Raw genomic sequence first — 13,020 nt, 5'->3', positions numbered from 1 at the left:
AGAATTAAATTTAGAATATGATCAAGAACTACATCAAAATTGCACTTAGAAGTCTGTTGAAAAGTAAGGCAACTTCAGTCATCAATGTGTTGGGCCTGTCTATAGGTATGGCCTGCTGTATCATTATTTTTCTATTTGTTCAGAATGAATTATCGTTCGATAAGTTTCATTCTAAATCTGATAAAATCTTTAGGGTGCTTACGATAGACAGGGCCTTGGGAGTAAGCAATAGTTTAGTAGGTATTACACTTCCCGCTTTGGGGGAATCTATGGAAGATAATTTTCCGGAAGTAGTAAACAGGGTGAGAATGTTACCTCAGGGAAGGCAATTGATTACCTATGAGCAACAAGGTTTTTATACCGATCATTTTGCTTATGCCGAACCTTCTATTTTTGAAATGTTCGATTTCAAATTGGTGGAAGGCGATATGGACAATGCCTTGAAAAACCCCAATACAGTGGTGGTAACGCAGAGCATGGCGCAGAAAACTTTTGGCTCAGATAATCCCATCGGCAAGCGAATTGACATTGGAGGCCAGCCGGGTTTGGAAGTGGTAGCCGTAATGAAAGATGTAACTGAAAATAGCCACCTTAATTTCGATGTCATTGTTTCGATGCAGCAGGCAGATACCACCTCTGGTTTTTCACAATTCCTCAATTCATGGCAAAGCATCAGCATGGTGACCTATGTGGAATTGGCCAATCCTGTGAATGAAGAAACGGTGGAGGGGAAAATGGAACCCTTGATCCGTTCGAATAATGTGGGCGAAAATTTTAGTGTTACGCTTCAACCTTTAAAGGATGTTCATTTAAAATCTAGTGGAATTCTTTTCGAGAACTATAACCTGGGCAAAACTGACGAAGGCTATGTGTATACTTTGGCTGCCGTTGGTCTTTTTGTAATGCTCATTGCCTCTTTCAATTTTATGAATTTGTCCACCGCCAGATCGGCCAATAGGGCAATGGAAGTTGGAATTCGAAAGGTGTTTGGGGCGGTAAAAAAGCAACTGATCAATCAGTTCATGGTAGAGTCAATCTTCCTTTGTCTTTTCTCCTTGGTGATCTCCATCGGCTTGGTGGCAGCTTTGGGCTCGGCAGTGAGCCTTCCGTTTAACGATAACTTGGCCATCCACTTTATTTCTAACCCCGTTTGGATAGTAGGTGCAATCGTCTTTACTGTAATATTAGGGCTGTTTTCGGGAAGTTATCCTGCTTTTATGTTGTCCAGCTTCAGCCCAATTAGCATCCTACGCGGTTCTTTTAAGACCAGCGGAAAAGGCGTTGTTCTAAGAAAATCTTTGGTGGTCTTTCAGTTTATGGTGTCCATTGTCATGATTATTGGAACGACCATCGTGTATGACCAATTGCAACTTTTGCGCAATGCCGACAAAGGTTTTGATACAGAACAAATTCTCACCTTAGATGTGAGTCACCCGAGCTTACAACCTTCTATTCAAGTGCTTAAAAATAAGCTAGAACAAAATCCTTCCATCATAGCTACAGCTGGTACGGCTTCAATGCCAGGCCGTACCTTTGGTCGAAGAGGAGTTACTCCTGAAGGTGCTGGGCCAGATGATCGATGGATCGTGAGTGTGCTTAATTTCGATGAGGGTTTTGTAGACTTGATGGGGATGGAAATTGCCCAAGGAAGACTCTTTAATAAGGAAATTGCTACAGATCAGCAGCAGGCTGTAATGATTAATGAGGCCATGGCCAGGCAGTTGGCTTGGGATGAGCCAATAGGGAAGAAGTTATCTTTTGGCCAAAATGAGTCCACCATTATTGGTGTAGTGAAAGACTTTCATTTTGCTTCACTTCGCTATCAAATCGAACCACTGGCCATGTTCTATAATCCTAATGGCGGAGGTAGCTTGGCCATTAAATTGAACGCAGCAGATATAAGCAAAACAATGGCTTTTGTGCAAAGCACTTGGGCTGAGGTTTTTCCGAATAGTCCTTTAGAGTACCGTTTCTTTGATGAAGAATTTGGTCAGCAATATCAATCCGATGAAAAGTTCGGAACACTAGTTTTTAGCTTTACTTGGCTGGCTATTTTCATTGCCTGTTTGGGTCTATTCGGACTTTCAGCCTTTACCGCCCAGCAAAAAACAAAAGAGATTGGAGTGAGAAAAGTGTTGGGTGCCTCAATTTTCGGAATCGTTGTATTGCTTTCAAACCAATTCACAAAACTGATTATTGTTGCTGTGCTTTTGGCCAGCCCTTTGGCTTACTATATGATGGAGTACTGGTTGAGTGATTTTGCCTATCGTGTGGATATTAACTGGCTGTGGTTCTTGGCTTCGGCAGTTGTGGCTTTGTTTATCGCTTTGGCCACAGTAACCTACCAATCGGTTAAAGCTGCCATGGTTAATCCTGCCAGATCGCTGAGGTGCGAATAGATTTTAGCAAACTTTAACATTATTGAGAGTAGGGGTCGCAACCTAAATGATTAGAATTGGTTTAATTGTTGTATCCAAAGAATGTGATCATCGGTAAAGACGAAAAGCGCTTATTTTCGTTAGATTTATACCCTTCCCTCTATTTGGGTTTTTTGAGTTTGAAAAGCTTATTACTTATTATGAAATTGTTTAAAAAGTTAATTATCATACCTGCTCTCATATTATTGGGCAGCACCAATATTTATGCTTCTGATGCGGCTGATACTACAAAGTATTTGCAGCCAAAGTCAGAGCACATCAAGGAAGCCATTATGGTCACTCAAATCCTTGATTTTTTTCATTACAGAGAAATTGATTTAAATGACTCGCTGTCTTCAGTTATTCTAGATAATTTTATTGAGTCATTGGACGGCAGCAAAAATTACTTTTTAGCTGCAGATATTAAGTCGTTTCAGAAGTATCGCTTTGCTTTCGATGAAGATTTGAAGCGTGGGAATTTAGTTCCAGCCTTTTACATCTTCAATATTTATAAGAAAAGGGTGGAAGAGCGCCTTAAATATGCTTTGGCAGAATCTTCAAAGAAATTTGACTTCACGAAAAATGAAGACTTTGTTTTTGATAGAGAGAAGGCGCCTTATCCTCAGTCTGTTCAAGAGCAAGATGAATTATGGAGAAAAATAATAAAGAGTCAGGCCCTAAGCTTAAAATTAAGTGGTTCTGAAGATAAAAAGATTTCTGAAACGCTTGTAACGCGTTATGAGCGTTTTAAAAGTAATGTAGACAAGTACAATAGCACTGATGTCTTCGAGATACTGATGAATTCCGTAACCGAGTCATTCGACCCTCATACAAGTTATTTTGGACCAAGAAGTGCCGAAGACTTTCAGCGTGAAAGTTCTAAAGCCATGGAAGGAATCGGTGCTACTTTACAGCAAGATGATGATTTCACAAAAATTGTTGAGTTGCGCCCTGGTGGCCCGGCTTTTTTAAGTGGTCAGATTAATGTAGATGATAGGGTAGTGGGGATTGCTCAGGGAGCTGAAGGTGAAATGATTGACGTTGTAGGGTGGAGATCTGATGAGGTAGCTGGTCAAATTCGTGGAGCAAAAGGAACCTTGGTTCGCATAGAGTTCTTACCCGCGGGAAGACCAGTAGGTGGGCAGACTAAAATCGTGAACATCGTTAGAGACAAGATTAAATACGATGAGGCGAAGGCTAAGAGCCAGGTGGTTCAGTATGAAGAAGGGGGTAAAACTTACAATTTGGGAGTTATTACGCTTCCCGATTTCTATTTGGATTCTGAAGGTCTTGAAGGTGGAGAAAAGGATTATAGTAGCGCTACCAACGATGTTAAAAAGCTAATTACACAACTTCAAGAAGAGGGTGTAGAAGGAGTGATGCTGGATTTAAGAAACAATGGTGGAGGTTCATTACTGGAAGCAATTAGTTTGTCAGGTTTGTTCTTACCCGGTGGCCCAGTAGTTCAAATTAAATATGCGAATGGCCAAATTGCTAAGGAAGACGATAAGGAGAAAATGTTTTATAATGGCCCATTAAGCATCATGACAAACCGTTTTTCTGCCTCAGCCTCTGAAATTTTTGCTGCCGTATTGCAGGACTATAAAAGAGCTGTGATTGTTGGAGAGCAGACTTACGGTAAAGGGACCGTTCAGAACGTGAGGGGATTGAATGATTTCCTACGAGAGCCAACTACTGATGAACTGGGCTTGATCAAATATACCATAGCAAAATTCTATAGGGTAACAGGGAGTAGTACTCAGCATTTGGGTGTTTCGCCAGATATTAGTCTACCATCTGCTTTTAGTGCCGAAGAATTTGGGGAAAGCTCAAAACCAAGTGCATTACCATGGGATAAAATTCCAGCGGCAAAGTTTACTCCACTTAATTATGTAGACAATGACTTGATTGCCAAATTGAAAAAGTCTCATGAGGAAAGATTAAAGACAGATCAGAGCTTGGTTGATTACCAGTATGATATAAATGAGCTGAATAAGGCCAGGGCGAAAACTTCAGTTTCATTGAATTATGATACGCGTAAAAAAGAAGCTGATGACTTCGAAAAGAAAAGAGATGCCAGAGTAAAAATTGGAGATTCTCTTAAAGAATTGGGTTCAAGCAAAGGGTTAAATCACTCTTTGAATGAATTGAAAGATCCATTCTTAAAGGAAAGTATTATACTCTTAGCTGAACAGGTTGCAGCGAAAAAGAGCAAAGGATAAGCGGCTATCGTAAAGGTAGAACAAATAAAAATGGCTGGTCTTCAGATGAAGGTCAGCCATTTTTGTTTTTTAGTCTGAGTAAGAATTCCTTATTCAAGACGCTTATCAAGTACAATGCTATTTAGCGTAGTTTACTGCTCTCATTTCACGAATTACAGTCACCTTAATTTGTCCTGGGTACTGCATGTCCTTTTCGATTTTCTGCGAAATATCAAATGAAAGCTGACCCGCTGTAGTATCAGAAACAGAGTCGGCATCTACCAAAACTCTTAATTCTCTACCAGCCTGTATGGCGTAGCATTTATTCACTCCGTCAAAGTCTAAGGCAAGCGCCTCAAGGTCTTTTAGTCGTTTGATATAAGATTCCATCACTTCTCTTCTAGCGCCAGGGCGAGCGCCTGAGATAGCGTCACAAGCCTGAATAAGTGGAGAGATCATTGATGTCATTTCAATTTCATCGTGGTGAGCTCCAATCGCATTACAAATCTCTGGATGCTCCTTGTATTTCTGAGCCAATTCCATTCCTAATAATGCATGTGGAATTTCTGGTTCTTCTGGCCAAACCTTTCCAATATCGTGAAGCAAACCTGCTCTTTTCGCACGCTTGGCATTTAAGCCTAATTCCGAAGCCATGGTAGCACAAAGTCTGGCGACTTCTCTTGAATGCTGAAGTAAGTTTTGGCCATAAGAAGACCTAAATCTCATTCGACCTACCAGTTTGATGAGTTCTGGGTGGAGGCCATGAATACCTAAGTCAATCACTGTTCTTTCACCAATCTCTACGATTTCTTCCTCAATATTTTGAGTGGTTTTGGTTACGATTTCTTCAATTCTTGCTGGGTGAATTCTGCCATCAGTTACAAGCCTATGCAAAGAAAGTCGAGCGACTTCTCTTCTTACCGGATCGAAGCCAGAAATGATGATCGCTTCAGGAGTATCATCAACAATGATTTCTACCCCAGTAGCGGCCTCTAGCGCACGAATATTTCTACCTTCTCTACCAATAATTTTACCTTTTACATCATCGCTTTCAATGTGGAAAATGGATACACAGTTTTCAACTGCATGTTCCGTGGCGGTTCTTTGAATGGATTCAATGACAATCTTTTTGGCTTCTTTCGCTCCTGTGAGCTTGGCCTCATCAATAATGTCTTTAATGAGCACAGATGCCTTTGATTCAGCTTCAACCTTCAAGGTTTCCATCAGTTGTTCACGCGCCTCATCAGCTGAAAGTTGAGCAACTTTTTCTAGCGCTCTCACTTTTTCATCAACCTTTTTTTCAAGGTCTTCTTTACGTTTTCTGACAATCTCTAGCTGTGCTTCTACATTCTCTTTTGTGCTATCAACTTCAGCTTCTTTTCGCTTTACCTTTTCGAGCTGAGTATTGAGTGTAGCTTCTTTTTGCTTTAGCTTGTTTTCGTTGGTGATGATTTGATTTTTCTTGCGATTAACCTCTTCTTCAAACTCAGATTTAAGCTGTAGGTACTTTTCTTTGGCCTCAAGAATTTTATCTTTTTTGAGGGTTTCGGCTGTAAGTTCAGCCTCTTTCATGATTAATTTGCCTTTTTCTGCAAGTTCTTGAGCAGCCTTCGTGTTAACCTTTTGTAACAGAAGTCTTCCTATGAACACCCCTATAGCCAACGCTCCGATGGCCGTAATGAGGATTGTAACTGTTTCTCCCATATGTGAATCTATAGGTAGAATTGGAAGTGTACTGAAACGTAATCTAAATCGGTATTTAAAGAATTAGGAGAGGGCTGTTTTAATTATGTTTTCAAGCTGATCCAACTGGCCAGAAGTTGTAGAATCTATTGACGCTACTTCACTTTCCACTTTCATCTTTGCGATCATACTATCGAATGCTACCATGGCTAAGAGATCTTCTTTGTCATCTATGCCAAACTGGTCTTTAAAAGATCGTAATTTCTCATTTATTAACTTGCCTGCATTACGTACCCTTTGCTCCTCTTCAGGTTTAACTTTCATAGGGTACTCCCGGTCCCCAATTTTGATTTTTATTGATAGAATGTCTACCATATGATCATACTACTCACTTAAATGAGTAATACATTTATCTATTTCCTTAATATACTCGTTTAACTTATGTTTCAACGCTGTAGACTCTTCCTTTTCTACGGTTGTGTTTGATACAATTTTAGTGATTTTATCCTGATTTTTAAAATCAGCAATTTGAGTTCGAAGATCAATTACTTGCCCTTTTAGCTCAGAGTTTTGGTTTGTTAGCGCTTTGTTTTCCTGTTTCAATACTTCATGCTTGCTCACCAGTTGTTTTAACTGCTGTTGCACACGGTCTAGACGTTCAAAAAGCGATAATTCTGCCATCTTATTTTCTTATTACTGCCCCAAGCTCGCGCTCAAAACCTTGCATTAATCGGCTCATACTTTTGTCAATGACTTTGTCAGTCAATGTCTTTTCTTGGTCTTGAAGATAGAAACTAATGGCATAGGCTTTTTTACCCGCATCAATTTTGCCGCCTTCATACACATCAAAAACAGTGATTCGATTGATCAATGATCGCTCAAGCTTTTCTGCTAACTTCCTAATGTCATCAAAATTTATGGCTTTATCAACAACTAATGACAAGTCTCTTTTTACCTCAGGGTATTTAGAGATTGGCTGGAAGGTAAATTCAGAAGTATAAAATTTTTGAATATAGTCCCAATCGAAATCTGCAAAGAATACTTCGGTAGAAACATCCGTTAATTTGGCCACCTCAGCGTTCACCTTTCCCAAGTGTACGATTGGTTTTTGATTGGTGGAAATTGTTAATCCATATCCGAATAACTCACTTTCAATTTCTTGGTTTTCAATTTTATGAATACCGAATTTGGCTAATAATTTAAGCACAATGGCGGATAAATCATGAAAGTTCACCTTTCGGTTTGGTGATAGCCAGCTCTCAGGGGTGGTATTTCCTGTTACAAACAACGAAAGCCTAGAGCGCTCTACATATTTTTCTTTTATGAAATGATAAGTGGTTCCAAACTCGAAAAGTTTTAAGTCACCGTTTTTACGTTTTACATTTCTGTCGATAACCTCAAGGCCATGGAATAAAAGTGTTTGACGCATCACGTTTAAATCTTCACTCAAATAGTTAAGTATTTTAACGTTGTCGTTTTCATCAATGGCAGCAGTAGCATTCGAATAACCATCTTTAGTAAGTGAGTTGGTTACGATTTCGTGAAACCCTGCGCCAGCTAACAAACGAGAGGTTTCTTTTTTGATTCCATCGGCATCTTTAGCTGGAAATTCTGAAAGGAAAGAGCTGCTTAAATGCTCATCAATCTCAATATTGTTGTAGCCGTAAATTCTCAATACTTCTTCCACAATGTCGGCTTCGCGCTGAACATCTACACGGAAAGGAGGAACAATAGCGGTAAAGCCAGTTTCAGTTTCATTCTGAATCTGAATGTCTAAGCTTTCAAGAATAGACTTGATTCTGTCATTTCCAATTGCCTTGCCTATTAAGCGGTCGATATTCGCAAACTTAACCTCTACTTCGAAGTCCTTAATCGGGGCTGGGTAGAAGTCCGCTATTGGTGACGAAATTTCGCCTCCAGCGAGCTCTTTAATAAGCAATGCAGCATACTTTAAAGCATGAACTGTAATGTTTGGGTCAGTTCCACGCTCGTATCGGAAAGAGGCATCGGTTTTTAACTGATGCTTCTGTGCACTTCTTCGAATGTAGTCAGGAGAGAAATAAGCACTTTCTAAAAATACGTTTTGAGTGGTTTTCTTAACACCTGATTTTATACCACCAAATACACCAGCGATACACATTCCACCAGCCTCATTACAAATCATCAGGTCCGTATCGGCTAGTTTTCTTTCTTTCTCATCTAGGCTTGTGAATGCCGTTCCTTCTGGAAGTGTTTTTACAGTTACTTTATCTCCTACAATTTCATCCGCATCAAAAGCATGCATTGGTTGACCAAGACTATGAAGTATATAATTGGTAATGTCGACCACATTATTCGTGGGCTTGATTCCAATTGAATTCAATCTAGTCTTTAACCAATCGGGCGAATCGGTTACGGTAACCCCTGTAATCGTAAGGGAAGAATACCTTGGGCAGGCTTCCGTATTTTCAACAGTTACTGGAATGACTCTTTTCTCATTGTCTACTTTGAAATTTTCAACGGAAGGAAATTCAACTTTTCTATTCAGAAGTGCCTTTAGGTCTCTGGCCACACCAATATGCGAAGCACCATCTGCTCTGTTTGGTGTTAATCCAATTTCAAAAACAAAGTCAGATTCTAAATTGAAATAGTCTGCGGCAGGAGTGCCGTTGGGTAAATCTGTATCAAGCACTAAAATGCCATCATGCGATTGACCAAGTCCTATTTCATCTTCGGCACAAATCATACCTTCCGAAACTTCGCCTCTAATCTTGGCCTTTTTTATTTGAAATGAATCGCCAGAGCTTGGGTATAAAGCTGCACCTACGGTAGCAACAATTACTTTCTGACCTGCTTTTACATTTGGAGCGCCACAGACAATTGGAGAAAGCTGTTCTCCTCCAATATCAACGGTGGTTACACTTAGTTTATCTGCGTTGGGATGTTTTGCACAAGTGATGACTTCACCAATGACCAAGCCTTTCAGGCCACCTTTTACAGATTCTACTTCCTCCCAAGTTTCTACTTCGAGTCCAGAGCCAGTTAAAAGTGCTGCAATTTCTTCTGCAGATTCAGTGATTTGAATATATTCTTTAAGCCAGTTAAGGGAAATCTTCATGCTGATAATTTACTTGTTCCACCAAATTTAGGTGAAAGAGCAAAATTAATGATTTAAGCTTTCCAACAATGTGCTTAATGGTTTTTGTAGAGCTTTTCGCCTGCTTTAATTGGAACTTTCATCAAATTTTCGGCAGGAGGGATAGGGCAGCTGTAGTCTGGGTTGAAGTGGCAATACGGATTGTAGGCTGTGTTGAAGTCTACAATGATGGAATTGGTGCCGTTTTCCGTCAAATCGATGTATCTACCGCCACCATAAGTTTCGTCTCCGCTGGTGTCATCGGCAAACATTAAAAATAAGCGGTTTGGGTTTACATCGTCCCAGTCTTTGTATAGTAATAGCTTTTGTTGCTTGCCTTCTAGTTCGAATTGTGCGTGTGCGTATGGAATATACTTTTCTTGTTCGCCAGTAGTAGTGGTAATGAAGACAGGTACCTTCTTTTTTATTTCAACCAAACGCGCTAAGATTTTATAATCTTCATTTACGGGGTAATAGTTGAGCTTAGTGAAGATTTTCTTCTCTTCATCCAGTAGGGGAGAACTTGAAGCGAGCATGCGCTTGTCTTTGTCTTTTCGTTCTGTTTCAATTCGTGTGGTATAATCCTCAGAACTTTCTCCGATGGCAAGAAAGTTGAATACCGTGACACCCAATAGCAAAACAATCAAAATAACGAAAATGGTGCTCCTTTTCATGCTGCAAAGTAAGGTTGAAAAGGCTGAAACTCAAATGTAAAGTTGATTTAAGTGTGGGTTAGATTAAGCTCTCATCTGTGAAGCTATAGTAACCGTCATCGGTAAAGATGAGATGGTCTAAAACGGGTATTTCAAGTAATTCTCCGGCATTCTTAAGTTTTTCAGTGAGTTTAATGTCTGCTTGGCTTGGCTTTAGGTTACCTGAGGGGTGGTTGTGAACAAGGATAATTCCACTTGCCAAATCTTCTAATGCCTTTTTGAAGATCACTTTAGGGTCTGCCACTGTGCCTGAAACTCCACCTAGGCTAATTACCCTTTTCTGAATAACCTCATTATTTCTTTTGAGCATAATTACCCAAAATTGTTCAACAGGCTGATCCGTCAATTCGGGCTTCATAAGCTCGTACGCGTCTTTTGAATTGGAAATTTTTAGTTTTTTAGCCGATTGAAACACTTTTCTTCTTCTGCCTAATTCTAAAGCACTCACAATAGAAATAGCCTTGGCTTCACCAATCCCTTTGAATTGCTGTAGGTCAGTGACCGATTCTTTGGCCAATGTGTTGAGGTCATTGTTGGAGTTGGAGAGAATTTTTTTCGAAAGATCAACGGCACTTAACTCACGAGATCCTGAACCAATAAGAATGGCTATTAATTCGGCATCGGATAATGCAGACTTGCCTTTCAGTAGGAGTTTTTCACGCGGGCGATCTTCTTCAGCCCATTTAAGAATATTCAGACCTTTTTCCATTTTATATTAGAATGGGAAGACTGAATATAATAAAAATGGATGAATATTAAATATTGGGCAACAAAAAAAACCGAACCCTGAAGAGTTCGGTTTCAAGTATTTTTATTAATTAACCCTTAAAGGCTGTTTACCAGCTTGGTTAATTTTGATTTGTTATTGGCAGCTTTGTTTTTATGGATGATATTGGTTTTAGCCAATTTATCCACCATTCCAATAACCTTCTTCAATAACTCTTGAGCCTCAGCTTTATCAGAGGTATCTCTCAATCTCTTGATGTAAGTACGAGTGGTTTTGTGCTGATAACGGTTTCTCAATCGTTTAGCCTCGTTCGAACGTATTCTTTTTAATGCAGACTTATGATTTGCCATGTATTTATTACTTACAATTTCTCAAATTCGGGACGCAAAGATAAGTCTTATAATAATATTTGCAAACACTAATGTTGAAATTTACCAAAGAGCCAAACAATAATTATTCTCAATGATTGAGCTGCTTACTATTTGTCAATGCGAGTGCAATTTTACCGATTTGTTCTGCCAGGAACAAGTAGAATGTTGAATTCAGAAGTTCTTTTCTCTAAACCCATTTTCTTTTTGGCACGATAATGGAAATGTGAGCCTGTAATGCATTAATAAAATGGTCGACCCTTGTTGAAAACTTAAATATCAAGGTTATGAAAAGAGTAATACTGTTTGTAGGAATTATGGTGGTTGGGCTTTTTGCCGAAGGAGAGATACAGGCTCAGAGGCGAAGTAATGATAGCCGAAACAACCGAGGTAAAAGTAAAGTTGAAAAACGAGATGATAATCGTGGAAGAAACGATGATCGTAAGAAAGTTTACAACACTAGAACTACCCGAAACGGGAGGACAGAAACTGTAGTGAAAAAAGTGGTGGTTCGAAATAACGGCTACCGTTACACAGATTCAAGAAGAGACAATAGTTGGAAAAGAGTTAACAACTCATATTACGACTATGATTTTAGAAATGGAAGACGGAATGTAGTTTATAGAAGTGCTGCCCCTAGCAGCAGACATATTTGGGTAAATGGCTACTGGGAATACAATAGAAGGCTGAGAAGGGATGTTTGGGTTTCTGGTCACTGGACTATGAAACGTGACTATCACCGATGGCAAGATGGTCGCTACAGCGTTATAGGTGGTATTCGAGTTTGGATACCTGGTGTGTGGATTCGAGTTTTCTAAAAGCCGACAATTGATAAATGAAAAGAGGCGCCATTGGCGCCTCTTTTCTTATACGTGAACGTGTCTTTCTGCGTGATACGATGACCTGACCAATGCGCCAGATTCTACATATTTGATTCCTCGCTTCAGTCCTTCTTCTTTAAAGAATTCAAACTTATCAGGGTGAACGTATTCAATTACTTCATGGTGCATTTTGGTAGGCTGCAAATATTGACCTAAAGTCAGAATATCAAGCTTCACTTCCGCCAAGTCGTCCATCAATCTGAACACTTGTTCATCAGTTTCACCTAAACCTAGCATAGCGCCTGATTTGGAGCGTTTGCCGTATTCCTTAATGCGTTTTAATTCTTCTAAGCTTCTAGCGTATTTGGCCTGTGGGCGAACTCTTCTGTAAAGTTCTTCAACAGTTTCCATGTTGTGCGAAACCACTTCCTGACCCGCATCGATCATTCTGTATAATGCATCCCAGTTCCCTTTAACATCAGGAATAAGTGTTTCTATGGTTGTTTCAGGGCTTAGTTTTTTTGTTTCTACTACCGTTTGGTACCAGATTTCTGCGCCTCTGTCTTTAAGTTCATCTCTATTAACAGAGGTAAGTACTGCGTGCTTAACTCCCATCAACTTAATCGCTTCAGCTACCCTTTTAGGTTCTTCAGTATCATATTCTGGCGGACGGCCTGTGGCTACCGCGCAAAATGAACAGCTTCGAGTACACACGTTACCTAAAATCATAAAGGTGGCTGTGCCTGCGCCCCAACATTCACCCATATTTGGGCAATTACCGCTTTCGCAAATGGTATGAAGCTTATATTGATCAACCAGTTTACGGACTTTGGCGTATTCTTCCCCAATAGGAAGTTTTACACGCAACCAATCCGGTTTTTTTCTTCTGGTTTCTTTTTCTTTGGAAATTACTGGTAGTTCAATCATCCTTTTCTCCTCTGACTAACAATACCACAAAGGTAAGGCAAAGGTTCC

11 protein-coding genes are annotated in these 13,020 nt (G+C 39.8%); 3 read left to right on the top strand and 8 right to left on the bottom strand.

Annotated elements, in window-relative coordinates; genetic code table 11:
- Window positions 1–17 precede the first annotated feature (17 nt).
- Together VOI17_RS12405 and VOI17_RS12400 are read left to right on the top strand one after the other, a co-directional pair.
- A complete protein-coding gene (locus tag VOI17_RS12405) occupies window positions 18–2,399 on the top strand; it encodes an ABC transporter permease (protein WP_323757539.1) in 2,382 nt (793 codons plus the stop codon).
- A 179-nt stretch (window positions 2,400–2,578) separates the two neighbouring features.
- Window positions 2,579–4,639: a carboxy terminal-processing peptidase gene (locus VOI17_RS12400; RefSeq protein ID WP_323757538.1), complete on the top strand. Its 2,061-nt coding sequence runs from the start codon at window positions 2,579–2,581 to the stop codon at window positions 4,637–4,639.
- Between the two features lie 117 nt (window positions 4,640–4,756).
- On the opposite strand, the gene rny is transcribed toward VOI17_RS12400, so the two are convergent.
- The 7 genes from rny to rpsT form a co-directional block, all read right to left on the bottom strand.
- Window positions 4,757–6,322, bottom strand: a complete 1,566-nt coding sequence (gene rny / locus VOI17_RS12395) for a ribonuclease Y (protein WP_323757537.1) — start codon at window positions 6,320–6,322, stop codon at window positions 4,757–4,759.
- Between the two features lie 63 nt (window positions 6,323–6,385).
- Entirely contained in the window at window positions 6,386–6,625 is a 240-nt protein-coding gene (locus VOI17_RS12390; RefSeq protein WP_416376053.1) for a cell division protein ZapA, read from the bottom strand.
- A 60-nt stretch (window positions 6,626–6,685) separates the two neighbouring features.
- Window positions 6,686–6,982 (bottom strand): hypothetical protein, encoded by a 297-nt coding sequence (locus VOI17_RS12385; protein ID WP_323757535.1) that lies wholly within the window; start codon window positions 6,980–6,982, stop codon window positions 6,686–6,688.
- 1 nt (window position 6,983) lies between these two features.
- Entirely contained in the window at window positions 6,984–9,398 is a 2,415-nt protein-coding gene (pheT, locus tag VOI17_RS12380; RefSeq protein ID WP_323757534.1) for a phenylalanine--tRNA ligase subunit beta, read from the bottom strand.
- Between the two features lie 74 nt (window positions 9,399–9,472).
- The gene (locus VOI17_RS12375; RefSeq protein WP_323757533.1) at window positions 9,473–10,090 is read right to left on the bottom strand and encodes a DUF1684 domain-containing protein; all 618 of its coding nucleotides are present in this window, start codon (window positions 10,088–10,090) and stop codon (window positions 9,473–9,475) included.
- A 58-nt stretch (window positions 10,091–10,148) separates the two neighbouring features.
- Window positions 10,149–10,838, bottom strand: coding sequence for a RadC family protein (radC, locus tag VOI17_RS12370; protein ID WP_323757532.1), 690 nt, complete (start codon window positions 10,836–10,838; stop codon window positions 10,149–10,151).
- Window positions 10,839–10,954: 116 nt separating this feature from the next.
- Window positions 10,955–11,206 carry a 30S ribosomal protein S20 gene (gene rpsT / locus VOI17_RS12365; protein ID WP_068416315.1) on the bottom strand — a complete coding sequence of 84 codons (252 nt, stop codon included), beginning with the start codon at window positions 11,204–11,206 and terminating at the stop codon, window positions 10,955–10,957.
- 305 nt (window positions 11,207–11,511) lie between these two features.
- Between rpsT and VOI17_RS12360 the strand changes: the two genes are divergently transcribed.
- A complete protein-coding gene (locus VOI17_RS12360; RefSeq protein ID WP_323757531.1) occupies window positions 11,512–12,042 on the top strand; it encodes a hypothetical protein in 531 nt (176 codons plus the stop codon).
- Window positions 12,043–12,090: 48 nt separating this feature from the next.
- Here VOI17_RS12360 and lipA read toward each other — a convergent pair whose 3' ends face one another.
- Window positions 12,091–12,972, bottom strand: coding sequence for a lipoyl synthase (gene lipA / locus VOI17_RS12355; protein ID WP_053223562.1), 882 nt, complete (start codon window positions 12,970–12,972; stop codon window positions 12,091–12,093).
- Window positions 12,973–13,020: the final 48 nt, after the last annotated feature.

The organism is Roseivirga sp. (genome assembly GCF_034669765.1).
In the GTDB taxonomy this organism is placed as follows: domain Bacteria; phylum Bacteroidota; class Bacteroidia; order Cytophagales; family Cyclobacteriaceae; genus Roseivirga.
This window is presented reverse-complemented; position numbering and strand designations above follow the sequence as displayed.